Annotated in this window: 20 protein-coding genes; 11 read left to right on the top strand and 9 right to left on the bottom strand. The window is 70.7% G+C overall.

Features of this window, described 5'->3' with window-relative positions; all coding sequences use genetic code 11:
• The first annotated feature begins 14 nt into the window (after positions 1 to 14).
• Together HFP15_RS14540 and HFP15_RS14535 are read left to right on the top strand one after the other, a co-directional pair.
• Positions 15 to 800 carry a 2-keto-4-pentenoate hydratase gene (locus tag HFP15_RS14540; RefSeq protein ID WP_168515688.1) on the top strand — a complete coding sequence of 262 codons (786 nt, stop codon included), beginning with the start codon at positions 15 to 17 and terminating at the stop codon, positions 798 to 800.
• A gap of 77 nt (positions 801 to 877) precedes the next feature.
• Entirely contained in the window at positions 878 to 2,128 is a 1,251-nt protein-coding gene (locus tag HFP15_RS14535) for an HNH endonuclease signature motif containing protein (protein WP_168515686.1), read from the top strand.
• 1 nt (position 2,129) lies between these two features.
• Here HFP15_RS14535 and HFP15_RS14530 read toward each other — a convergent pair whose 3' ends face one another.
• The 3 genes from HFP15_RS14530 to HFP15_RS14520 are packed head-to-tail and all read right to left on the bottom strand — an operon-like array spanning position 2,130 to position 5,514.
• On the bottom strand, positions 2,130 to 4,148 hold the full coding sequence (locus HFP15_RS14530) for a phage holin family protein (protein ID WP_168515684.1): 2,019 nt from the start codon (positions 4,146 to 4,148) through the stop codon (positions 2,130 to 2,132).
• On the bottom strand, positions 4,145 to 4,741 hold the full coding sequence (locus HFP15_RS14525; protein ID WP_312871596.1) for a DedA family protein: 597 nt from the start codon (positions 4,739 to 4,741) through the stop codon (positions 4,145 to 4,147). Before HFP15_RS14525 ends, HFP15_RS14530 begins: the two co-directional genes overlap by 4 nt.
• Positions 4,738 to 5,514 (bottom strand): MBL fold metallo-hydrolase, encoded by a 777-nt coding sequence (locus HFP15_RS14520; RefSeq protein ID WP_168515682.1) that lies wholly within the window; start codon positions 5,512 to 5,514, stop codon positions 4,738 to 4,740. The genes HFP15_RS14525 and HFP15_RS14520 overlap by 4 nt, the downstream gene beginning before the upstream one ends.
• Before the next feature lie 122 nt (positions 5,515 to 5,636).
• On the opposite strand from HFP15_RS14520, the gene HFP15_RS14515 reads away from it, so the two are divergent.
• The 6 genes from HFP15_RS14515 (at position 5,637) to HFP15_RS14490 (ending at position 14,490) form a co-directional block, all read left to right on the top strand.
• Positions 5,637 to 5,912 (top strand): hypothetical protein, encoded by a 276-nt coding sequence (locus HFP15_RS14515; RefSeq protein ID WP_168515680.1) that lies wholly within the window; start codon positions 5,637 to 5,639, stop codon positions 5,910 to 5,912.
• A 482-nt stretch (positions 5,913 to 6,394) separates the two neighbouring features.
• Positions 6,395 to 10,924, top strand: coding sequence for a glutamate synthase large subunit (gltB, locus tag HFP15_RS14510; RefSeq protein WP_168515678.1), 4,530 nt, complete (start codon positions 6,395 to 6,397; stop codon positions 10,922 to 10,924).
• Positions 10,917 to 12,368 (top strand): glutamate synthase subunit beta, encoded by a 1,452-nt coding sequence (locus HFP15_RS14505; protein WP_168515676.1) that lies wholly within the window; start codon positions 10,917 to 10,919, stop codon positions 12,366 to 12,368. Before gltB ends, HFP15_RS14505 begins: the two co-directional genes overlap by 8 nt.
• Before the next feature lie 150 nt (positions 12,369 to 12,518).
• Complete coding sequence (locus tag HFP15_RS14500) at positions 12,519 to 13,304, top strand: DeoR/GlpR family DNA-binding transcription regulator (protein WP_168515674.1); 786 nt, start codon at positions 12,519 to 12,521, stop codon at positions 13,302 to 13,304.
• Between the two features lie 249 nt (positions 13,305 to 13,553).
• Positions 13,554 to 13,760: a CbtB domain-containing protein gene (locus HFP15_RS14495; RefSeq protein ID WP_168515672.1), complete on the top strand. Its 207-nt coding sequence runs from the start codon at positions 13,554 to 13,556 to the stop codon at positions 13,758 to 13,760.
• 1 nt (position 13,761) lies between these two features.
• Positions 13,762 to 14,490, top strand: a complete 729-nt coding sequence (locus tag HFP15_RS14490) for a CbtA family protein (RefSeq protein ID WP_168515670.1) — start codon at positions 13,762 to 13,764, stop codon at positions 14,488 to 14,490.
• Here HFP15_RS14490 and HFP15_RS14485 read toward each other — a convergent pair.
• Both HFP15_RS14485 and HFP15_RS14480 read right to left on the bottom strand, forming a co-directional pair.
• On the bottom strand, positions 14,450 to 15,916 hold the full coding sequence (locus HFP15_RS14485; protein ID WP_168515668.1) for a cobyric acid synthase: 1,467 nt from the start codon (positions 15,914 to 15,916) through the stop codon (positions 14,450 to 14,452). The genes HFP15_RS14490 and HFP15_RS14485 overlap by 41 nt on opposite strands.
• On the bottom strand, positions 15,913 to 16,830 hold the full coding sequence (locus tag HFP15_RS14480; protein ID WP_312871595.1) for a cobalamin biosynthesis protein: 918 nt from the start codon (positions 16,828 to 16,830) through the stop codon (positions 15,913 to 15,915). Before HFP15_RS14480 ends, HFP15_RS14485 begins: the two co-directional genes overlap by 4 nt.
• A gap of 36 nt (positions 16,831 to 16,866) precedes the next feature.
• Here HFP15_RS14480 and cobU point away from each other — a divergent pair, with 36 nt between their 5' ends.
• From cobU to HFP15_RS14465, 3 genes are all read left to right on the top strand, one after another.
• The gene (cobU, locus tag HFP15_RS14475; protein ID WP_168515666.1) at positions 16,867 to 17,484 is read left to right on the top strand and encodes a bifunctional adenosylcobinamide kinase/adenosylcobinamide-phosphate guanylyltransferase; all 618 of its coding nucleotides are present in this window, start codon (positions 16,867 to 16,869) and stop codon (positions 17,482 to 17,484) included.
• Positions 17,484 to 18,506, top strand: a complete 1,023-nt coding sequence (gene cobT / locus HFP15_RS14470) for a nicotinate-nucleotide--dimethylbenzimidazole phosphoribosyltransferase (RefSeq protein WP_376768873.1) — start codon at positions 17,484 to 17,486, stop codon at positions 18,504 to 18,506. The genes cobU and cobT overlap by 1 nt, the downstream gene beginning before the upstream one ends.
• Before the next feature lie 120 nt (positions 18,507 to 18,626).
• Complete coding sequence (locus tag HFP15_RS14465) at positions 18,627 to 19,340, top strand: adenosylcobinamide-GDP ribazoletransferase (protein ID WP_168516020.1); 714 nt, start codon at positions 18,627 to 18,629, stop codon at positions 19,338 to 19,340.
• Here HFP15_RS14465 and cobC read toward each other — a convergent pair.
• Genes cobC through HFP15_RS14445 form a run of 4 tightly spaced genes read right to left on the bottom strand, consistent with a single transcriptional unit; the run spans position 19,323 to position 24,238 of the window.
• On the bottom strand, positions 19,323 to 20,354 hold the full coding sequence (gene cobC, locus HFP15_RS14460) for an Rv2231c family histidinol phosphate aminotransferase CobC (protein ID WP_168515662.1): 1,032 nt from the start codon (positions 20,352 to 20,354) through the stop codon (positions 19,323 to 19,325). The genes HFP15_RS14465 and cobC overlap by 18 nt on opposite strands.
• Complete coding sequence (locus HFP15_RS14455) at positions 20,347 to 21,675, bottom strand: cobyrinic acid a,c-diamide synthase CobB (RefSeq protein WP_168515660.1); 1,329 nt, start codon at positions 21,673 to 21,675, stop codon at positions 20,347 to 20,349. The genes cobC and HFP15_RS14455 overlap by 8 nt, the downstream gene beginning before the upstream one ends.
• Positions 21,669 to 22,283: a cob(I)yrinic acid a,c-diamide adenosyltransferase gene (gene cobO, locus HFP15_RS14450; protein ID WP_168515658.1), complete on the bottom strand. Its 615-nt coding sequence runs from the start codon at positions 22,281 to 22,283 to the stop codon at positions 21,669 to 21,671. The genes HFP15_RS14455 and cobO overlap by 7 nt, the downstream gene beginning before the upstream one ends.
• Positions 22,283 to 24,238, bottom strand: a complete 1,956-nt coding sequence (locus tag HFP15_RS14445; RefSeq protein ID WP_168515656.1) for a putative cobaltochelatase — start codon at positions 24,236 to 24,238, stop codon at positions 22,283 to 22,285. Before HFP15_RS14445 ends, cobO begins: the two co-directional genes overlap by 1 nt.

Below are 24,238 nucleotides of genomic sequence, written 5' to 3'. Positions count from 1 at the left end.
CAAGAGTGCAGAGCATGGAACAGACAGCGGTGCAGGAGGCGGCCGCGCGGTTGCTGCTCGCCTACTCCAAGGGCGAGCCGACCGCCCCACTGATCGAGACCTATCCCGAGGCGACGATCACCGATGCCTACCGGATCCAGCAGGAGCAGGTGCGAACCTGGGTCGGCGACGGCGACATCGTCAAGGGGCACAAGGTCGGGCTCGCCTCCAAGGCGATGCAGCAGCAGATGGGCGTCGACCAGCCCGACTACGGGCACCTGCTCGCGGGCATGTTCCACCTGGAGCACCACCCGATTCCCGCTGACAAGTTCCTGCAGCCGAGGATCGAGCCGGAGATCGCGTTCGTCCTCGGCCGGCGCCTGTCCGGCCCCGGCGTGACGGTCGCCGAGGCGATCCGTGCCGTGGATTTCGTCGTCCCGGCGCTGGAGATCGTCGACTCGCGCATCACGGACTGGAAGATCTCCATCGTGGACACCATCGCCGACAACGCCTCCTCCGGCGGTGTCGTGCTGGGCAGCAAGCCGACTCAACTGTCCGAAGTGGACCTGCGGCTGGTGGGCTGCACCCTGCAATTGGGTGCCGAGATGGTCGCCACCGGCGCGGGTGGCGCGGTGCTGGGTTCGCCGATCAACGCTCTGGTCTGGCTGGCCAACACGATCGGGCCGTTGGGAATCGATCTGGAGCCGGGGCACGTGGTGCTGCCGGGGTCGATGACGCGGGCGTTCCCGGTCAAGCCGGGCGACACGGTGTTCGCGAACATGGGGCCGCTGGGCGGAGTGACGGCGGTTTTCGCACCCTGAGCGAATACATCGCCGCGAATAACCATTCCAACCAAACGAGTTAAAACATACGTTCGATTCTCGGCTAAGCTGAATGCGTGACCACCGCTCCCGTCTTCGCATGCAGCAACTCCGTGTCGGCACTGTCCGACGCGGAGTTGCTGGATGCGTTGCGGGACAGGGAAATCGAGCGGCGCCGGGCCTATCGTGACCAGCTGCGGCTGATCGCGGAGATCGACGTGCGCGGTGTGGCGGTGGCGCGCGGGTATCGGGATGTCGCGGCGCTGGTGCGGGAAATGTTCGCCGTCAACCCGGCCGATGCGCGCCGGATGGTGACGCATGCCCGGCAGCTGAATCCACGGGTGGCGGCGTCCGGGGCGCGGACCGAGGCGGAGCTACCGGTGGTCGCCGACGCGCTCGCCGACGGCGTGATCGTCCCGGAGCACGTCGAGGCCATCCACGCGGCGGTGCGGGCACTCCCGCCGGCGGCCTCGATCGAGGACCGCGTCATGGCGGAGAAGATCCTGTGCGAGGCGGCCGTTGTAAGCGAACCGCGGATCGTGGCGCGCCTGGGCCGCGAGATCCGGCAGCGTCTCGACCCCGACGGCGATCCGCCTCGTGACGAGGATGCAGCGCTGCCCCGGCGGCGGCTGGACATCTCCGAACGGCACGGCGGCGGTGTGGCGGGCTCCTTCGACCTCGACGCGGAGACCGGTGCCCTGCTCACGGCCCTGCTGTCCCCGCTGACCGAACCCCGCGCCGGTGCGGACGGCCCGGACCTGCGGAGCCCCGCCGAGCGTCGCGGTGACGCCTTCGCCGAGGTGCTCCGGCTGGCCGCGCGGTGCCCGGACGTTCCCACCGAAGCCGGTGAGCCGGCCACGCTGCTGGTCAGTGTCACCCTCGATCAGCTGCGATCGGGGCTGGGGCATGGGCTGCTGGACCGTCACGAGATGCTGTCCGCCGCCCAGATCCGCCGCCTGGCCTGCGATGCCAAGGTCGTGCCGGTGGTGCTGGGATCGAAGAGCGAGACCCTGGACGTCGGCCGCGCCACCCGGGTCGTGCCCAGGCGCATCCGGCGCGCGCTGATCCGGCGGGACAAGGGCTGCACATTCCCCTCCTGCGCCCGCAAGGCCAAATGGACCGAAGCTCATCACGTCATCCCCTGGGCCCACGGCGGGCCCACCTCGCTGGCGAACCTCACCCTGCTGTGCAGCCATCATCACCACCTGCTGCACCGCACCGACTGGCGAATCCACATGATCCACGGCCACCCCTGGTACATCCCACCCGCCCACATCGACCCGACTGGCCGACCCCGGCGCAACACGCTTCACGTGATGCGCACGTAGGTCACCGGTCGGCAGGCTCCGGGTGGCCCAGCTTGGTCAGCCACAGCCTGAACAACTTGTGCAGTGCCTCCGCGCCGACCGGCTCGCCCGGGGGCTCGAAATCACGTGGGTAGATCAGGAAGCCGCGCTCCTGCGGACCGCCGAACGCGCCGTGGGAACCGACGTGCGGCTCGAACGGGGAGGCCTCATCGGTTTCCGGGTCGTAGCGGCTGTTGATCATGACGTCGGCGCAGTGCGGGAAGGTGTCCGCGCGCTTGATCAGCTCGACCGCGTGCGGGCTGTAGCCCGCCAGCGGATCCTCGCCGATGATCACGCCCGTCGCCAGGCGGTGCACGCCGTCGCGGCCCAGGACGACCGGGCCGAACTCCGCGCTGTGCACCAGCATGAACCCGACGCCGGGGTGATCCACCAGCGCGGGCAGCAGACCGGGATGCTCCCGCTCGATCGTCTCCAGTTTCACCCTGCCGTCGAACTCGGTGAACGACACCATCGCCAGATGCCCGGACACCGTCACCACCACGCCCGGCGCGACCCTGGTCACCTCCGGTGTCGTGCTGTCGCTGTGCCTGCGGTGCTCGATCTGGGTGCTCGGCCGCAGCGCCCGCGCCCGCAGCCGCTGCGCGATCGGCCCGCCGCCCTCCACCTCGGGATCCGGACCACCGCACAACCGCCCGACCAGCTCCTCGATCGACTCACCGAAGCGGTCCGCGAACGCCCAGCCCTGCGTCTGCCCGTGATCGGAGAGCACAACCAGGTGGTACCGGCGTGGCGCGAGGCGGCTCGCGCGATGCAGGCGCCCGATCTGCTGGTCGATCGCACGCAGTACGGCGAGCGTGTCGAAACGTTCGATGCCGGAATGGTGCGCGACCTCGTCGTAGCCCAGGAAATCCGCGTACACGACCGGCCGCCCGTCGAGCATGTCCTCCAGCACCGCCGAGACGACGACATCCCGCGCGATGACCGTGGTGCCCGGCCGCGCCAGCGGATATATGCCGCCGCGCTTCACCCGTGGCCGCACCCCGGCCCGCCGCTGCTTCGCGGCCGCGGCCAGCTCACGCCCGACGTCGGTCAGCGCCGAGGCCAGGGTGTGCACCGCGTTGACCGGGTTGGCGAAGTACGCGTAGTACCCGGTGCCGACCTTGTCCCTGCTGCGCCGGCGCAGACCCTTGGGCAGCAACACCGAAACCGCGCTCATCGTGAGGCTGTAGTGCGGCGCGTCGCCGGTGAACAGGTTGCCGTGGCTCGCGCCGTCCACGGCCAGCAGCCCCCGGCCGTCGGAGTGCCGCCGCTCGATCTCCACCGCGTCCTTGGGATGCGCGCACGCCATCACGTGGTCGCGATCCTTTTCGTACCAACGGAAGCCGAGGATGTCGTGATTGGACCCGTGCAGGATGCCCGCGACGCTGGCACCGGTCTGCGAACTCCAGTCGGTATGCCACTTGCCGAGCTTGTGGCTGTCCCGCGCCAGCCACTTGGCCAGCGTCGGCATGTCGCCGTCCCGCACCGCGCGCCGCACGACGTCGTAGCCGAGCCCGTCGACCTGCAGGAAGATCACACCCGGCGGCAGGTCACCGTCCCAGTCCGGGGAACGCCTGCTGCGCCGCACCGCGCGCCGGAAGAAGATCTCGTCCTCGTCGATCGCCAGCACGCTGCTGACCAACGCGTTCACCACGGAAATCCCGAGCACGACCAGCACCGCCGTGCGCAGCCCGTCGACCTCGACACCCGGCACCGCCCAGAGCGCGGCCAGCGCGCCCGCGCCCAGCAGCAGGAAACTCCCGATCCCCAGCGTGAACAACGCGATCGGCAACGCGATCCGCAACACCAGCGGCCACACCACACTGGTCAGCAGGCCCAGCACCAGCGCGCACACGATCGGCTGCCACCACTGCGGCATCGCGAAGCCGTCGAGCCACACATCGAGGCCCCGCAACGCGAACGCGACCGTCAACCACACGAACGCGACGCGGGCGATCGTCCGCCCGCGCCGCAGGAGCCGTCCTCGCTCCGCTTCCGTCATCTACTTACTTTCGCTTTCTCCCGGCGCCGGCGCGCCACCAGATTCACCACGCCGGTCACCACGAGCACCAGCACGGCGGCCAGTAGCGTGGCGATCAGCGGCGAGTCGAAGATACCGCCGCTCACCACTCCGAGCAGGGCGTACGCGACCGCCCACAAGGCACACGCCGCGAGCGTGGCGGGCAGCAGCCGCCGCCACGGGTAGGCCACCGCGCCCGCCGCGAGCAACACCGGGATGCGCCCGGCCGGAATCAGGCGGCCCACGACCACGAGCTGCCAGCCCTGCCGTTCGAACCGCGCCTGCGCGTTGGCGAGCCGTTCCGGTTTCTGTCCGCGCGCCAGCCACCGCACGGCCGCGTCGCTGCCGAGCCGTGCGACCGCGAACGTCGTCAGGTCGCCGATGCCCGCGCCCAGCACAGCCAGCAACAACACCAGTGGCAGCGACAGGTGCGCGGTGGTCATCGCGACCGCGGCGGCCGCCCCGACGAGCGCGCCGGTGGGCACGATCGGCACGACCGAGCCGATCAGCACGCCCAGAAACAGGGTGGGATAACCGATCGCGGAGGCGTCGGACCAGTCGAGCGACAGCGTCACCGGCTCACCTCGGACAGCGCGACCTCTTCGCCCGGCGGCGTCACGAGCACCCGAGTGTCCCCGGCCGCGGCGTCCGCGAACCGGTGCGGCGGCTCGGCGAGCAGGCGGCGCATCCGCGCGGTGCGCGCGATGCCGGGCACGGCCAGCGTGCCCCAGTGCACCGGTACCGCGATCTTCGGCCGGACGAGCCGGACGGCCTCGGCCGCCCGTTGCGGGTCGAGGTGGCCCGGTCCGAGATTCGGCCCCCAGCCCCACACCGGCAGCAGCGCTACGTCCACTTCGGACAGATCGGACATGCCCTCGTGCAGATCGGTGTCCCCGGCGACGTACACGGTGGCGCCCTCGGCCTCGATGAGGTGCCCGGTCGCCGGCGCCTGCGGGCCGTGCGTGAACCGCGGACCCCAACGGTGTCCCGAATGCGCCGCGTGCAGCGCCGTGACCGTCAGTCCGTCCTCGATCAGCCGCTCGCCGACGCCCAGCTCACGCACACACGAGAATCCCCGGCGCCGCAACCAGGCCCCGGCCCCGCGCGGCACCACCACCGGCACGTCTCGCCCGAGCAGGCGCAGCGACGGCAGGTGCAGATGATCACCGTGCAGATGCGAGATGAGCACGAGATCGGCCCCGGCCCACGTGTGTGGCTCCAGCGGGGCGGCGACCCGGGTGAGCCCGCCGACGCGTCGCGTGAGGACGGGATCGGTGAGCACGATGCGGCCCGCGATCTCCAGCCGGACTGTCGAGTGCCCCAGAAAACGCATCAACAGTCCGTCCACCACCCCAGTATCACCGGCCCTACCGGACGCCGCCCGTCCAAAAGCGAGACATACCGCACAATCTCCCGGAAATCCGTGTGACCTCGGGTTTTAATCGAGACACGCCGAAAGGGAGGCGTGAGATGGAAGCCAATGATGCCGAACTGAATCATCGTGAACAGGCCACGCTTCGCGCCGTGGCCCTCGGCCGGGCCGAGCTGACGTCCAGCCGTGAACCGGACCTGTTCATCGACGGACTCGCGGTCTGCGACCAGTCGTGTGCCCACCGGCTCGCGAACCTCGGGCTGATCGCCACGGCGCGCGACGGGCGCCCCGGCGAGCGGGTACCCGCGGTGCTCACGGAGACGGGCAAAACGGCCTTGATGACCATGCGGAGTGTGCCCGTGGCCGCTGCGTGACCCCACAATTGGGTAACACCTAGGTCACTACCGCTCACTTGGGTGAACCGATCACGGCGAGTCGCAAAAAGTGCGTTTGACCTGGTCAACCACTGCGTCGCGGCGCGGAACGCCGAACGGGCGATAGTCAACTCCGGCGTGGCATTTCCCACGCGCGGCGGTCGACGTATGTCGATAACAGCGAATTCACACTACTGTCATAAGACCCCGGAGAACCCGGGAGTAACAAGCGCGCCGCGTCAACGCCCCCACCAGAGGGTGGTTGCCGCGCGCCGAACAACCGGATAGAGCCAACTACACGCACCACAGGGCCACCCAGTGAAGTGTGGCCTGGCGTCGCAGCCTGCCCAGTGCCGGGCGCACGCCGAAACCCTTCTCGACTGACCATCGCGGTCCGGGACAACTGCGTTAGCCACGTCGACCAGACTTGGCACGAACGGGTGACTTCCTGCGACCGCCGACGCCTTAGGAGGCGGCCAGCCGTGACCCGCCACAGCCCGAGTGACCCCCAGGGGCTTTACGACCCGCAGTACGAGCACGATGCCTGCGGTGTCGCTTTCGTCGCCGATCTCGCCGGACGGCGAGATCACGAGATCGTGCGCAAGGCACTTGTCGCGCTGCGAAATCTCGAACACCGTGGGGCACGCGGGGCCGAACCGGAGACGGGTGACGGCGCCGGCATCCTCATCCAGGTCCCGGACGAGTTCTACCGCGAGGTCGTCGACTTCGACCTGCCCGAGGCGGGTGGCTACGCGGTGGGCACCGCGTTCCTGCCCACCGACGACACGACGCGCGGCCGTGCCATGAGCGCCATCGAGCGCATCGCCGCCGAAGAGGGCATGCGCGTCCTCGGCTGGCGTGAGCTGCCGGTCGACACCGAGCACGTCGGGCCCACCGCGGCCACGACGATGCCGCACTTCACCCAGCTGTTCATCGCCTCCCGCGAGGCCGGCGTGACCGGCCTGGCGCTGGAGCGCGCCGCGTTCTGCGTGCGCAAGCGGGCCGAGCACGCGCTGGAGCCCGAAGGCGTCTACTTCCCCAGCCTTTCCGCGCGCACCATCGTCTACAAGGGAATGCTCACCGAGCCGCAGGTCGAGAAGTTCTTCCCGGACCTGACCGATCAGCGTGTCACGAGCGCGATCGGGCTTGTGCACTCTCGCTTTTCCACCAACACGTTCCCGTCGTGGCCGCTGGCGCACCCGTACCGCTATGTCGCGCACAACGGCGAGATCAACACCATGCGCGGCAACCGGAACTGGATGGACGCGCGCGAGTCGATGCTCGCCACCGACCTGATCCCCGGTGACCTCAAGCGGATCTACCCGATCATCACGCGCGACGCGAGCGACTCGGCGACCTTCGACGAGGTGCTCGAACTGCTGCACCTGGGCGGGCGCAGCCTGCCGCACGCGGTGCTGATGATGATCCCGGAGGCGTGGGAGAACCACGAGGAGATGGACCCGGCGCGCCGGGCCTTCTACGAGTTCCACTCGACGATGATGGAGCCGTGGGACGGTCCCGCCCTGGTGTCGTTCACCGACGGTACGCAGATCGGCGCGGTGCTCGACCGCAACGGCCTGCGCCCGGCCCGGTACTGGGTCACCGAGGACGGTCTCGTCGTGCTGGCCAGTGAGGTCGGCGTGCTGGAGCTGGACCAGTCCACGATCGTGCGCAAGGGCAGGCTGGAGCCCGGCCGGATGTTCCTCGTCGACACGGCCGAGGGCCGGATCATCGACGACGAGGAGATCAAGGGCGAGCTGGCCGCGCAGCATCCCTACGGCGAATGGGTCGACGCGGGGCTGGTGCGGCTCGAGGAGCTGCCCGAGCGCGAGCGCGAGGTGCCCACGCACTCTTCGCTGGTGCGGCGGCAGCAGGCGTTCGGCTACACGCAGGAGGAGCTGGAAACCCTTCTCGAGCCGATGGCCCGCGCCGGCGCCGAACCGATCGGCTCCATGGGCAACGACTCGCCGCTGGCTCCGCTCTCGGCGCGGCCGCGGCAGATCTTCGACTACTTCACGCAGCTGTTCGCGCAGGTCACCAACCCGCCGCTGGACGCGATCCGCGAGGAGCTGGTGACCTCGCTCGGCACCCAGCTGGGCGCGGAGCCGAACCTGCTCGACGCCGGTCCGGAGCACGCGCGCAAGATCGTGCTGCCGTTCCCGGTGCTGGACAACGACGAGCTCGCCAAGCTCGTGCACATCAACGACGACGGCGACCTGCCCGAGTTCCAGGCCGTGACCGTGCACGGGCTCTACGAAGTGCACGGTGGCGGCAAGGCGCTGGTGCGACGGCTGGACGAGATCTGCGCCGAGGTGTCCGAGGCCATTGAGGACGGCGCGCGGCTGATCGTGCTGTCCGACCGTGGCGTCGACGCCGACCATGCGGCGATCCCGTCGCTGCTGCTGACCGGCGCGGTGCATCACCACCTGGTGCGGCAGAAGACCCGCACGCAGGTCGGCCTGATCGTGGAGGCCGCCGACGCCCGCGAGGTGCACCACATCGCGCTGCTCATCGGCTACGGCGTCGCCGCGGTGAACCCGTACCTGGCGATGGCGACCGTCGAGGAACTGGCCGCACAGGGCAAGATCCCCGGCGTCACGCCGGAGCAGGCCACCCGGAACCTGATCAAGGCGCTGGGCAAGGGCGTGCGCAAGACCATGTCGAAGATGGGTGTGTCCACAGTGGCCTCCTACACCGGCGCCCAGATCTTCGAGGCGATCGGGCTCGGCGCCGACGTCATCGACACCTGCTTCCGCGGCACCACCTCCCGGCTCGGCGGCGTCGGCTTCGACACCCTGGCCGACGAGGTCGCGCAGCGGCACCAGCACGCCTTCCCGAGGGACGGCGTGCGCCCGGCGCACCGCGAGCTGGAGACCGGCGCCGACTACCAGTGGCGGCGCGAGGGTGAGGCGCACCTGTTCAACCCGCACACCGTGTTCAAGCTGCAGCACTCGACGCGGTCCGGGAAGTACGAGATCTTCAAGGAGTACACCCGCTCCGTCGACGAGCAGGCCGAGAAGCTGATGACGCTGCGCGGGCTGTTCGAGCTCAAGGAGGGTGTGCGGGCGCCGGTGCCGATCGAGGAGGTCGAACCGGTCTCCGAGATCGTCAAGCGGTTCGCCACCGGCGCCATCTCCTACGGCTCGATCTCGATGGAGATGCACCAGACCCTCGCGATCGCGATGAACCGGCTGGGCGGCAAGTCCAACACCGGTGAGGGCGGCGAGGACCCGGAGCGGCTCTACGACCCCGAGCGGCGCAGCGCGGTCAAGCAGGTCGCGAGTGGCCGGTTCGGCGTGACGAGTGAGTACCTGGTCAACGCCGACGACATCCAGATCAAGATGGCGCAGGGCGCCAAGCCCGGTGAGGGCGGGCAGCTGCCCGGCGCGAAGGTGTACCCGTGGATCGCCAAGACGCGGTTCTCCACGCCGGGTGTGGGGCTCATCTCCCCGCCGCCGCACCACGACATCTACTCGATCGAGGACCTGGCGCAGCTGATCCACGACCTGAAGAACGCCAACCCGGCCGCCCGCATCCACGTGAAGCTGGTGTCCGAGGTCGGGGTCGGCACGGTCGCGGCCGGTGTGTCCAAGGCGCACGCCGACGTGGTGCTCATCTCGGGGCACGACGGCGGCACCGGCGCTTCGCCGTTGTCCTCGATCAAGCACGCGGGTGGCCCGTGGGAGCTGGGGCTGGCCGAGACGCAGCAGACGCTGCTGGCCAACCGGCTGCGGGACCGGATCGTGGTGCAGACCGACGGTCAGCTCAAGACCGGCCGCGACGTGGTGATCGCCGCGCTGCTGGGCGCCGAGGAGTTCGGTTTCGCGACCGCGCCGCTGGTGGTGTCGGGCTGCATCATGATGCGCGTCTGTCACCTCGACACGTGTCCGGTCGGCGTCGCGACGCAGAACCCGAAGCTGCGCGAGAAGTTCAGTGGCAAGGCCGAGTACGTGGTGAACTTCTTCGAGTTCATCGCGCAGGAGGTGCGGGAGTACCTGGCGGCGCTCGGTTTCCGGTCGATCGCCGAGGCGGTCGGGCACGCGGAGCTGCTGGACAAGCGGCGCGCGGTCGAGCACTGGAAGGCCGCGGGGCTGGACCTGTCGCCGATCTTCCACGTGCCCGAGCTGGAGCCGCGTGCGGCCCGGCACCAGGTCGTCGCGCAGGACCACGGTCTGGACAAGGCACTGGACAACACGCTGATCCAGCTCGCCGAGGGCGCGCTGTCCTCCGGTGACAAGGTGCGGCTGGAGCTTCCGGTGCGCAACGTCAACCGGACCGTGGGCACGATGCTGGGCTCGGAGCTGTCCAAGCGCTGGGGCGGCGAGGGTCTGCCCGACGACACCATCGACGTGACCTTCACCGGCACGGCGGGGCAGTCGTTCGGCGCGTTCATCCCGCGCGGCATCACCTTGCGGCTCTACGGCGACGCCAACGACTACGTCGGCAAGGGACTGTCCGGTGGCCGGATCGTGGTGCGGCCGCCGAAGGAGGCGCGTTTCCCCGCGGAGGAGCACATCATCGCGGGCAACGTCATCTGCTACGGCGCCACCGCCGGGGAGATCTTCCTGCGCGGCAAGGTCGGCGAGCGGTTCTGCGTGCGCAACTCCGGTGCCGTGGCGGTCGTCGAGGGCGTCGGCGACCACGGGTGCGAGTACATGACCGGCGGGCGCGTGGTCGTGCTCGGCAGCACCGGGCGGAACTTCGCGGCCGGTATGTCCGGCGGGATCGCCTACGTGCTCGACCTTTCGCCGATGCGCGTCAACCGGGAGATGGTGGACCTCGACCCGCTGGACGACGAGGACACCGAGTTCCTCCGCGACGCGGTGGAAAGGCATTACGTGGAGACGGAATCCGCGGTGGCGCACGCGCTGCTGGCGGACTGGGACGTGGCGGTCGAGCGGTTCGGCAAGGTCATGCCCAAGGACTACAAGCGAGTACTTCAGGCGCAGGCCGCCGCCGAGCGGGACGGCCGCGACGTGAACGAGGCGATCATGGAGGCCGCTCATGGCTGACCCCAAGGGTTTTCTCACGACGGAACGCGAGACCCCGACGAGCCGGCCGGTCGACATCCGGATCCTGGACTGGAAAGAGGTCTACGAGGGCTTCCCGTCGAACAAGCTGGAGAAGCAGGCCGGGCGCTGCATGGACTGCGGTATCCCGTTCTGTCACCAGGGTTGTCCGCTGGGGAACCTGATTCCCGAGTGGAACTCGCTGGTGTGGCAGCAGGACTGGCTCGACGCGATCGAGCGGCTGCACGCGACCAACAACTTCCCGGAGTTCACCGGGACGTTGTGCCCCGCGCCGTGTGAAACCGCGTGCGTGCTCGGCATCAACGACGATCCGGTGACGATCAAGCGGGTCGAGATCTCGATCGTCGACCGGGCGTGGGACGAGGGCTGGATCAAGCCGCAGCCGCCCGAGACGCGCACCGGCCGCAAGGTCGCCGTGGTCGGCTCCGGCCCGTCCGGGCTCGCCGCCGCACAGCAGCTCACCCGCGCCGGGCACGACGTGGTCGTGTTCGAGCGGGCCGACGCGATCGGCGGGCTGCTGCGGTACGGGATCCCCAACTTCAAGATGGAGAAGTGGCGCCTGGACCGGAGGCTGGACCAGATGCGCGCGGAGGGCACCGAGTTCCGCACGAACGTCGACGTCGGCGTGGACGTGACGGTCGAGCAGCTCAAGTCCGACTACGACGCGGTGGTGCTGGCCGGTGGCGCGACGGCGTGGCGGGATCTGCCGATCACCGGCCGCGAGATTCCCGGCGTGTACCAGGCGATGGAGTTCCTGCCGCCGGCCAACCGCGTCGCGGCGGGCACCCTCGACGAGACGCCGATCAGCGCGAAGGACAAGCACGTCGTCGTGATCGGCGGCGGTGACACCGGCGCGGACTGCGTCGGCACCTCGCACCGCCAGGGCGCCGCGTCGGTGACGCAGCTGGAGATCATGCCGAAGCCGCCGCAGTCGCGTTCCGACGCGCACCCGTGGCCGACGTACCCGATGATCTACCGGGTGTCCTCGGCACACGAGGAGGGCGGCGAGCGGCTGTACTCGGTGAACACGCAGGAGTTCCTCGCCGACGACGAGGGCGACCTGCGCGCGCTGAAGCTGGTCGAGGTGCGCAACGAGGGCGGCAAGTTCGTTCCCGTCGAGGGCACCGAGACGGAGCTGCCCGCGCAGCTGGTGTTGCTGGCGATGGGTTTCGTGGGGCCGCAGCAGGAGGGGCTCATCGAGGAGCTGGGCGTCGAACTGGACCAGCGCGGCAATGTCGCGCGGGACAAGACGTTCAAGACGTCGGTGGACAACGTGTTCGTGGCGGGTGACATGGGCCGCGGCCAGTCGCTCATCGTGTGGGCGATCGCCGAAGGCCGCTCGGCGGCCGCCGCCGTGGACGCGCACCTGATGTCGCGGGATCTGCTGCCCGCGCCCATCGCGCCCACGGACCGGCCGATTTCGTAATACGACGTTCGAGCGACAACGGGGTGGACAGGCATTCGGCCTGTCCACCCCGTTGTCGTAGAAGACCGCGAACCCTTTCCCCGCCTTATAGGCCAGCCGCCAACAACTGACCGGTTTCCACGGCGCGGGGAAAGCGGGTAATAGTTAATCGTGGACCGCCATGAGCGCCTGAACGCGCTGCTCGAAATGGTCGGGCAGCGCGCCAGGCTCGACGTCGAGGAAACCGCGAAAGAACTTCGCGTCTCGCCCGCGACAATTCGCCGCGATCTCGACCATTTGGCCGGACGTCAATTGCTTACCCGCACCCGGGGCGGTGCGGTGCCGAGCAACGTCGCCTACGACCTGCCCCTGCGGCACAAGGCGGCGCGCAACGCGGTGGAAAAGCAGCGGATCGGCGCGGCCGCCGCGCGACTGGCCGAGCGCGGGATGAGCGTCGGGATCAACGGCGGCACCACCAGTACCGAGGTGAGCCGGGCGCTGGCGACCCGTCCGGAGTTCAACAGCGCCGACGGCGCGCCCGCGCTGACCGTGGTCACCAACGCGCTCAACATCGCGCACGAACTGACCGTGCGGCAGTGCATCAAGATCGTGGCCACCGGCGGGGTCGCGCGCGCCCGGTCGTTCGAGCTGACCGGGCCGCTGGCCGAACCGGTGCTGAACGAGGTGAGCCTGGATCTGGCCTTCCTCGGCGTGGACGCGATCGATCCGCTGCGCGGCCTCTACGCCCACCACGAGGCGGAAGCCACCATCAACCGGCTGCTCGCGTCGCGGGCCCGGCAGGTCGTGGTCGTCGCGGACAGCTCGAAGCTCGGCGCGTACGCGTTCGCCCGCATCTGCCCGACGCCGGAGGTGGACATCCTGATCACCGACTCGCGCGCGCCGCGTGAGGTGGTGACCGCGTTCGAGTTGGAAGGGATCGAGGTCATCCAGGTTTAGCAGGCGCTCGAACCGGCCGGTACTGGGCTGAACGTGGGACACCCGGCGCCGTCCGGGTGTCCAATACGACACAACCTTGCCCTGGTTTTCCACGTGGTTTACCTTTAGCGGGCCAGGCGATGGCCTCCGGAAGCGGTGAAACTCCGCACGGACGCGCCACTGTGACCCGGTTCGGAAACGAGCCGGGAAGTCAGACCCGGACCATCGCGTCACCCCAGACAGGCCGCGCAAGCCCGAGGAGGTTTTCCCGTGACCCAGGCCGCTACGGCGATCCCGGTTCCCGTTCGTATTCCCATCCGCCAGATCCTGCCCTGGGCCGTCCTCATCGGACTGCTCGCGCTGATCGCGCTGTACTTCGTCAGCACCGAGCAGGGTGCCACGGCGATGTTCGCCAACAGCTACATCCACGAATTCCTGCACGACGGCAGGCACCTGCTCGCCTTCCCCTGCCACTGACATGATGAGGACCCTGCTGGTCCGCGGCATGGCCGCGGGCCTGGTCGCGGCCGTCCTCGCCACGGTGTTCGGCTACGTGGCCGGCGAACCGACGGTGAGCACGGCCATCGGATTCGAAGAGTCCCTGCCCCACGACCACCACGGCGCGGAACTCGTCAGCCGTGGGGTGCAGTCCTCGATCGGGTTGTTCGTGGGCGTCGGCGTGTACGGCATCGCCATCGGCGGTCTGCTGGCGCTGGCGTTCGCGTTCGCTTATGGACGGATCGGGACGTTGCGCCCGAGGCTGACGGCATTGCTGGTCACCGCTTGCGCGTTCGCAGTGGCCGTCGTGGTGCCGTTCCTGAAATACCCGGCGAATCCACCCGCGGTCGGCCAGGAAGGCACGATCCAGTCCAGGACCGAGCTGTACTTCGCGTTCGTCGCACTGTCCATTGTGGTCGGCTTGGTCGCGGTCGTGGCCGGCCGCAAGGTGACCGAGCGGTTCGACGCGTGGGCGGGCGGTATCACCGCGTGCGTCGGTTATCTCGTGGTGATGGCGCTGTGCGCCTGGCTGATGCCGATCGTCGACGAGGTACCGGCGCAGTTCCCGGCGTCGGCGTTGTGGAGTTTCCGCATCGCCTCGCTCGGCACGCAGGTCACCCTGTGGGGCTCGCTGGGACTGATCTTCGGCACGCTCGCCGAGCGGGCGTTCACAAGATCGGCAGTCCCGCAGGCGAACCCCGCCGTATGACCTCGAGGAGCGCCTCGGTGTCGAGGTGCTCCACAATGGACTGGGCAAGCCGGTCCAGCATCGATTCCCGCAGTGCGGCGAATCCAGGCGCGTCCACGGCCGGGGTCCACGTGACCCCGGCCATCGCCGCGGCCTCGGTCAGCCAGGCGCGACGGAAACCGTCGTTGTCGAAGGCGCCGTGCCACATCGTTCCCCACACCGGGCCCGCGTTCCAGCCGTCGAGGAACGGTTCGGCGTAGCCGTCCGGTTCGGCGCTGCCGTGGTGGATCTCGTACGCCTCGACCTCGTGCCCGCGCCAGGAGCCGCTCGGCCGGGCGAGCACCTTGTCGTGCGCGAACGACACCGTGGTGGGCAGCAACCCGAGCCCCTTGACGGCGCCCTCGCCGGATTCGACGTCGTCGCGGATCTCCCGCGCCATCATCTGGTAGCCACCGCAGATGCCCAGCACCGGTTTTCCGCCGGCCACACGGGCGTTGAGCGCGCTTTCCAGGCCCCGTGAGCGCAGCCAGCGCAGATCGTCGACCGTCGCGCGCGTACCGGGCAGCACCACGATGTCGCTGGCTCGCACGACGTCCGGCTCGGCGGTGAGGCTCACGGTGACGCCGGGTTCGGCGGCGAGAGCGTCCACATCGGTCGCGTTGGAGGCACGCGGGAACCGCACCACCGCGACCTTCAGCGAGCCGCCCTGCTGCTCACGCGTCCAGCCTGCGGCCGCGAGCGCGTCCTCGGAGTCGATCCACACGCCGTGCAGCCACGGCAGCACTCCGAACACCGGGCGGCCGGTCAGCTCGGCGATCCGGTCCAGCCCCGGCCGCAGCAACCCGAGATCGCCGCGGAACTTGTTGACGATCCAGCCCGCGATGTGCGACTGGTCCTCGGCGTCCAGCAACGCCTGCGTGCCGTACATCGCGGCCAGCACCCCGCCGCGGTCGATGTCGCCGACGACGACCACGGGCAGCCCGAACCGCCGCGCGAGGCCCATGTTCGTGTAGTCGCCCGCGCGCAGGTTGATCTCGGCCGGGCTGCCCGCACCCTCGCACACGACCACGTCGAAACGGGAGCTGAGGCCTTCGTAGGCGTCGAAGGCCAGGCGTGCCAGAGCGGCGCGGCCCGAGGCGTACTCCCCCGCCTCGAGCGTGCCGAACGGCTTGCCCAGCGCGACGATGTGGCTGCGGTGATCGCTGCCCGGTTTGAGCAGCACCGGGTTCATCGCGGCCTCGGGCTCCACCCCGGCCGCGCGTGCCTGCAGCCACTGCGCGCGGCCGATCTCCGCGCCGTCGGCGCACACCATCGAGTTGTTCGACATGTTCTGCGCCTTGAACGGCGCCACGCGCAGGCCCGCGCGCGCGAGCCAGCGGCAGATTCCCGCGGTGACAAGGCTTTTGCCCGCGTCCGAGGTCGTCCCGGCGACCAGCAGCCCCTTCATCGCGCGACCGCCGCGGCCAGTGCGGCGGCCCCGACCGCCCGCGAAAGCCGCACCGAACGGCGGAGGTCCGCCGGGCCGGGAGCGGGACCGTCGCCCAGCGTGCCGCGGTCCTCGGTGCGACTGCCGTAGGTGTTCACGCCGCCGAGCCGGATGTCGAGCGCACCGGCGAAGGCGGCCTCGACCTGGCCCGCGTTCGGGCTCGGATGCCGGTGCGCGTCGCGCCGCCACACCCGCCACGCGCGCTTCGGGCTGCCACCGACGAGCGGCGCGCAGGCCGTGGCGGCGAGGGCGCCGACGCGGGCGGGCACCAGGTTCGCCACGTCGTCGGCGCGGGCCGCGGCCCAGCCGAACCTTTCGTAGCGGGGTGAACGATGTCCAACCATCGCGTCGAGTGTGTTGAGCGCGCGATAGCCGAGCAGCCCCGGAAGGCCCGCGACCGCGCCCCAGCACAGCGGCGCGACGACCGCGTCCGACGTGTTCTCCGCGATGGACTCGGTGGCGGCGCGCGCCAGTTCCTTGGTGCCGAGGTTCGTGGCGTCGCGGCCGCACAGGTGGGACAGGCGGCGCCGGGCGGCGGGCAGGTCGTCGTCCTCGAGCAGGCGCGCCATCGCCTCGCCCTCCTCGGCCAGGCCGCGTCCACCGAGGACGGCCCACGTCGCGAGCGCGGTCAGCGCGAACCGGGCGCGCGGGCGGCGCCGGGTGGCCGCCTGCGCCACGGCACCGAGGCCCGTCGCGGCACCCACGCAGGCCGCCGCGAACACCACCCCACGGGTCCGCGAGCCGGCCCACATCCGCCGCTCCAGCGCCCCGGCGGCGCGGCCGAACAGCGCGACCGGATGCCCGCGCCGCGGATCGCCGAAAACGGCGTCAAGCAGGTAACCGGCGGCCAGGCCGGACTTACTCGCATACACCACGCACGGCACGTTAGCGCTTGCACGACAATGCCGGGTATGACCAAGCTGACCCAGCGGCTCGCCGGCACCCTCGAAGGTGCCGCCCGCCGCCTGCGCAGGTGGGGGCGCGACGAGGGCAAGGTGCTGATCCTTGGCGGTGTGCGCTCGGGCAAGTCCCGTCACGCCGAGCGGTTGATGTACCCCCATCCCGAGATCGTCTACGTCGCGCCCGGCCTGCCCGCCGGCGACGATCCGGAATGGGCGGCGCGGGTGAAGCAGCATCAGGCCCGCCGTCCGGCCAACTGGCGCACGCTGGAAACCACCGATCTCGCCACGGCCGTGCGCCGTGCCTCGCGCCCGCTGCTCATCGACTGTCTCGGCACGTGGGTCAGCCGGGTACTCGGCGAGGTCGGCGCGTGGGAGCAGACAGCGGGCTGGGAGCTGCGCCTCGACGAGCGGATGGAGGACTTCCTCGCCGCGTGGCGCGAGGCGCATGTACCGATTGTCGCGGTCAGCAACGAGGTCGGCATGGGTGTGGTGCCCGCGACCTTCTCCGGACGCCTCTTTCGTGATGTGCTGGGCGCACTGAACAACCGGGTCGCCGCCGAGTCGGACAGCGTCCAGCTGGTGGTGGCCGGGCGCATTCTCCGGCTGAGCGAAAGGGCATTGCTGTGATCGAGATTCCGCTTCCCGACCCCGAGGCACGTACCGCGGCACTGGAGCGGCTCGACGCACTGGTCAAACCGCTCGGCGCGCTGGGACGGCTGGAGGAGCTGGCGGCGTGGCTGTGTGCCGCGCACGGCCAGGTCCCGCCGAAGCCCCTGGACGACGTGCGGGTCGTCGTGTTCGCCGGCGACCACGGCGTGTCCAGCGTGTCCGCGTACCCGCGTGAGGTCACGGCCGCCATGGTGCGGGTCTTTCTGGCGGGCAAGAGCGGCGTGAACGTGCTCGCGGGCCAGGTCGGCGCCAAGGTCCGCGTGGTCGACATCGCTGTCGACGCGGATCTTTCCGACGTGCCCGAGGACGTGCGCGCGTTCAAGATTCGCCGCGGTTCGGGGTCGATCGACGTCGAGGACGCGCTGGCGCCCGGCGAGGCCCGCGCGGCGTTCGACGCGGGCCGGGCGATCGCGGACGCGGAGATCGCCGACGGTGCCGATCTGCTCATTCCCGGTGACATGGGCATCGGCAACACCACGCCCGCGGCGGCGCTGGTGGCCGCGACGCTGGGCCTGCCCGCGGCCGATGTCGTGGGCACCGGCACCGGGATCGACGAGGCCGGGCGCGAGCGCAAGATCTCCGTGGTCTCGCACGCGCTCGCCCGCTACGCGCAGGCCAAGGACGGCACGGATCCGTTCGACCTGCTCACCGCGCTCGGAAGCGCTTGCGCCGCGGCGACGGCCGGGTTCCTCGTGCAGGGCGCCGCACGGGGTGTGCCGGTGCTGCTGGACGGCGTGTTCTCGGGTGCGGCCGCCGTCGTGGCGCGGGAGATCGCGCCGGACGCCGTGCGCTGGTGGCTCGCCGGACACCGCTCGACCGAACCGTCGCAAGCGTTTGCGCTCAAGGCCTTGGGCCTCGAGCCGATCCTCGATCTGGGGCTGCGGCTCGGCGAGGGCAGCGGCGCCGTGCAGGCCGTACCGACCCTGCGCGCGGCCCGCGCCGTCATCGCCGACATGGGCCTACTGGCCGACCTAGCCTGAAATGCGCGAGTCGAGCGTTCCGCGCGCCCGAGTCGTGGGTTGCCTGCGCGCGAGTTGGGACTTCCATGCGGCCGAGTCGCAGGGCGAGGGCGGCTCGTGATCGCGCTTGACTCGATGCGCATGGCGGTCGGCACGCTGACCGCCATGCCGGTACCGCCGCCCCGCGCGATCGACCGTCGTGTCGCGAGCGGGGCGATGCTGTTCGCGCCCGTCGCGGTGGTGCCGCTCGCGGCGCTGGCCGGGCTGATCATGTGGGCCGGCAGCGTGCTCGGCCTGCCCGGCCTGGCCACCGCCGCCGTCGCGGTCGGGGCCGTCGCGCTCGGCAGCCGCGGCCTGCATCTGGACGGGCTCGCCGACACCGCCGACGGACTGGGTGCCTCCTACGACCGCGACCGGGCGCTGGAGATCATGCGGCGCGGCGACTCCGGGCCGACCGGGGTGGCGGCCCTGGTCTTCGTGCTCATCGTCCAATGTGGAGCACTCGCGGCGGGCGGCGCGGCCGCCGCCGTGGTGGCCGTGATCGCCGGACGGTGCGTGCTGTCGTTGTGCTGCGCCACCGGGGTTCCCTCGGCGCGGCCGGAGGGGCTCGGCGCGACGGTCGCGGGCTCGGTGTCGATCCCCTTCGCCGCGGCGGTTTTCGTGCTGGCTGCCGGGTTGTCGGCGCTGGCGCCGGGCTACGACTGGTGGCGCGGACCGATCGCGGTGGCGGTGGCGTATGCGGTGGCGGGGCTGCTGTTGTGGCGTTGTGTCCGTCGCCTCGGCGGCATCACCGGTGACGTGCTCGGGGCGTGTGTGGAAGCCGCGACCGCCGCCGCGCTACTCGCCCTGGCCTGACCCGTTCATCGTGAGCTCCAGCGCACGCAGGAACCTCGCCGTCGTGGCTTCGTCGCGGACGGCGAGGCGCAGATAGTCACGGCTGAGCCCGGGAAACGTGTCGCCGCGGCGCACCGCGTAACCGGTCGCGCGCAACCGCTCCCGGACACGGTCGGCGCCCGGAATCCGGATCAGCACGAACGGCCCACGCGGCTCGCCGGCGACCTCGACACCGCGCTCCCGCAGACCCGCGACCAACCGCTCCCGGTCCCGTTCCCCGGCGACGGCGAGCTTGTCCGCCTCGTCCAGCGCGGCTGGACGGCAGCAGGCGACGACCGCCCGCGCGGCGAGGCTGGAGACCGACCACGGCGGCTGAACGGCGCGCAAGCGCTCGATGATCTCCGCTTCCGCCAGCACGTATCCCGCACGCAGGCCCGCGATGCCCCACGTCTTGGTGAGGCTGCGGATGACGACCACACCGGAAAGCGTTTCCTCGGCCAGCGACTCCGGTTCGCCGGGCACCGCGTCGAGGAACGCCTCGTCCACCACGAGCACCCGGCCGGGCCGCACCAGTGCGCGCAGCGCCTCGGCCGGATGCAGCACGGACGTCGGATTCGTCGGATTACCAACGAAAACCAGGTCCGCGTCGCCGGGAACGAGCGCGGGATCGAGGACGAAGTCCGGCAGTACGACGCGGCGCACCTCGTGCCCGGCGGCCAGCAGCGCCGCCTCCGGTTCGGTGAACTGCGGATGCACCACGACGGCATTCCGGCCGCGAAAAGCCCGTGCCAGCAACGTGAACGCCTCGGCGGCACCCGCCGTGATCAGCACTTCACCGCTGTCCCTCCGATGCCGTGTGGCGACCGCTTCGGCCGCCGCGACCGGGTTCGGGTACGCGGCCAGGTCGTCGAGCGCCTCGGCGAGTTCGCGGCGCAACCACTCGGGCGGTTTGGGCAGCCGGACGTTCACGGCGAGGTCGACCAGCCCGGCGCCGACCTCCTGGTCCCCGTGATGGTGCAGGTCGTAGTCACTCATAGGCGTGTACCGCCGCCGCGAACCGCTTGGCCAGCCTCGGATGCCCAGCCCAGTGAACGTGCAAATAGGACGCGTGCAGATTCGGCGACGCGAAGCCTTCGCCCGAACCGTCCCATTCCCACGCGGCGGTCGTGCCGTGGCGTGGGCGCACCTGGGTGCGGTGGAACTCGTGCCCGGTGACCCGTTCACCCGCTTCGGCGAGCAGGTTCGGCGCGGGCGCGGTCGCCTCGCGATAGCCGAGGGCGCCGCGTTTCGTCATCTGTGCCACCGCGTCCACGGCGCCGACCATGGGCAGCCCGTCCAGCTCACGGCACAGGTACAGCAACCCGGCGCATTCGGCGACTACCGGCATTCCACTGTGGACCGCGTTGCCGATCTCCTCGCGCAGCGGCGCGTTCGCCGACAGGTCCTCGACGTGCACCTCCGGGAAACCGCCGCCGAAGTACAGTCCCGCGCAGCCCTCGGGCAGGGTCTTGTCCCGCAGCGGATCGATGTCGGCCACATCGATGCCTTGCGCGGCGAGCAGTTCGACGGTCTCGGTGTAGCGGAAGGTGAACGCCTGCCCGGCCGCGGCGGCGACCACACGGCGCCGCCCGGTCCATTCCGGACCCGGTGACCAGGGCCGCCCGCTCAGCCGTGAGGCTCCGCGGGCCACCCGCACGATCGCTTCGAGATCGACACCCTGACTGATCCACTCGGCCAGTTTCGGCAGCAGCCGCGCGGATTCCGTCTCGCGCTCGGCGGCGGGCACCAGGCCGAGGTGACGGCTGGGCGCGTGGATGTCGTCGCTGCGCCGCAGTGCTCCCAGCACCGGGATGCCGGTGGGCTTCAGCGCCGCCCGGATCTCGTCCTCGTGCCGCTGCGAACCGAGCTTGTTCAGGATCACGCCCGCCAGCTCGAGACGCGGGTCGTACCGGGCGAAACCCAGCACGGTCGCGGCCACGCTGCGGCTCGCGGCGCTCGCGTCCACCACGAGCACGACCGGCGCGGACAGCAGCCGGGCCACGTGCGCGGTCGAGGCGTAGCCCTCGGTGCCCAGCCTGCCGTCGAACAGGCCCATCACGCCCTCGATGACCGCGATCTCGCCCGCCCCGTGCAGCAGCAGCGGCACGAGCAGCTCCTCGCTCTGCAGAAAGGGATCGAGGTTGCGCGGCGGCCGGCCGGTGGCCAGTGCGTGGTAGCTCGGATCGATGAAGTCCGGGCCGATCTTGTGCCCGGAAACCGCGTGCCCACGCGAACGCAGCGCGGCCATCAGCCCGGCCGCGATCGTCGTCTTACCGTGTCCGGAACCAGGCGCCGCGATGACGACCCTGGCTACCATTCGATGCCCCGCTGGCCCTTTTGCCCCGTGTCCATCGGATGTTTGACCTTGGTCATCTCGACGACGAGATCGGCGACCTCGACCAGTTCCGGCGGCGCGCTGCGACCGGTGATCACGACGTGCTGACGGCCTGGCCGGTCCGCGATGGTCTTGGCGACGTCGGCGGCGTCGATCCAGCCCCATTTCAGGGGATAGGTGAACTCGTCGAGCACGTAGAAGTCGTGGCGCTCTTCGGCGAGCCTGCGCTTGATCTCGACCCAGCCCTCGCGCGCGTTCACCGCATGGTCCTCTTCGGACCCGGATTTACGCGCCCAGCTCCAGCCTTCGCCCATCTTGTGCCATTCGACCGGTCCCCCCTGGCCGGTCTGCTCGTGCAGCTCGCCGAGCGCACGGAAAGCGCTTTCCTCGCCGACCCGCCATTTCGCGGACTTGACGAACTGGAACACGCCCACCGACCAGCCCTGGTTCCAGGCACGCAGCGCCATCCCGAAGGCGGCGGTGGACTTGCCCTTCATCTCGCCGGTGTGGATGGCGAAGATCGGCCGGTTGCGGCGCTGGCGCGTGGTGAGGCCGTCGTCGGGCACGACCTCCGGTTTGCCCTGTGGCATCAGGCAGCCCTCCCGAGGCGGGATTTCACGGCGCTGGTCAGCGAGTCCGCGGCGACCTCGCCGAGCGGCACGTGTTCGGCGCCGAGGTGTTCGGCGAGTTCGGCGGCGAGCCCGAGGCGCATGCGGCCGGTCTCGCAGTCCATCACCACGGCGGTAACCCCGGCCAGCAGCCCGGCCGCGGCCTGTGCCCGCCGCACCGCGTCCGCACCACTGGTCGCGCGCCCGTCGGTGACGACCACGAGCAGCGGGCGGCGCCGGGGATCGCGTACCGACTCGACGCGCAGAACCCTTGCGGCTTCGAGTAATCCTTCCGCCAGCGGGGTGCGGCCGCCGGTGGGAAGCGCTTCCAGCCGTGCGGCCGCGTCCTCGACGCTGATCGTCGGCGGGAGCGCCAGATCGGCCCCGTTCGCGCGGAACGTGACGAGCCCGACCTTGTCCCGCCGCTGGTAGGCGTCCAGCAGCAGCGACAGCACGGCGGCCTTCACCTCGCGCATCCTCGCCCGGGCACCCATCGACCCGGAAGCGTCCACACAGAACAGTACGAGGTTGCCCTCGTTGCCCTCGCGCAACGCGTAGCGCAGATCTCCCTTGCGCAGCACCAAACCCGCGCCCGTGCGGCCCCGCGAACGCTGGTGCGGCGCGGCGGCGCGCATGGTCGCGACCAGGTGCGGCCGTCCTTCCCGGACACTCGGCGGCCGTACACCGACCGTGCGGCCGCTGTCGGTCACCGCGCGGGAACGCCGTCCGCGCTCTCCCTCACCGACGCCCGCGACCTGGAACAACCGTGCCCGGTACGGCTTGCCCGCACCGGTCGTCTGCTGCTGACCGCCTGCCCCGCCGCCGGTTTCCGGCTGCTGCCCGCCTTCGGTCTCGCCCTGCGGGCCCGCTTCCGGCTCGGGTGCTTGCGAACCGGAGCCGGGTCCGTCGTCGTCGGGGCCGGGGTCCTCGGGCGGTTCGGCGTCCTGGAGTGCCTGTTCGAGCTGGTCCTCGTCGATGCCCGGCGCGTCGAAGGGATTGCGGCGGCGCCGGTGCGGCAACGCGAGCCGCGCGGCGACCCGGATGTCCTCTGTGGACACTTTGTCGCGACCGGACCAGGCCGCGTGCGCGACCGCGGTGCGCGCGGTGACGATGTCCGCGCGCATCCCGTCCACCTCGAACGACGCGCACACCTCGGCGATCTGCCGCAGCGCGTCGTCGCTGAGCGTCACCGAGGGCAGAAGTTCCTGTGCCGCCTGGATTTCCCGCGCCAGGGACGCGTCGTCGTCGGCGTAGCGCCCGGCGAACGTGCCGGGATCGGCTTCGTAGGCGAGACGCCTGCGGATGACCTCGGCGCGTTCCTCCGGATCGCGGCTGGAGGCGACCTCGACGGTCAGCCCGAACCGGTCGAGCAGCTGCGGCCGCAGCTCCCCTTCCTCCGGGTTCATCGTGCCGATCAGCACGAACCGCGCCGCGTGCGAGACCGACACGCCCTCGCGCTCGACCGTCGCGCGGCCCATCGCCGCCGCGTCCAGGAGCGTGTCGACGAGATGGTCGTGCAGCAGGTTGACCTCGTCCACGTAGAGCAGGCCGCGGTGCGCCGCCGCGAGCAGCCCGGGCTGGTAGTCGGTGACCCCCTCGGCGAGCGCGCGTTCGAGGTTGAGCGAACCGACCACGCGGTCCTCGGCGGCGCCGACGGGCAGCTCCACCAGCCGCGCCGGACGACGGATCGCGGGGCCGGCATGCGGGCCGTCCGGGCATTGCGGGTCCGGCGCGGCCGGATCGCACGAGAAGCGGCAACCCTCGGCCACGTCGACCGGCGGCAGCAGCCCGGCCAGTGCGCGGACCATCGTGGATTTCGCGGTGCCCTTCTCGCCGCGCACGAGCACACCGCCGATGGCGGGCGAGATCGCCGACAACACGAGCGCCAGCCGCAGCTCCTGCATGCCCACGACAGCGGTGAAGGGATACGGCCGCAT

Source organism: Amycolatopsis acididurans, from assembly GCF_012328925.1.
GTDB classification, from domain to species: Bacteria; Actinomycetota; Actinomycetes; order Mycobacteriales; family Pseudonocardiaceae; genus Amycolatopsis_E; species Amycolatopsis_E acididurans.
This window is presented reverse-complemented; position numbering and strand designations above follow the sequence as displayed.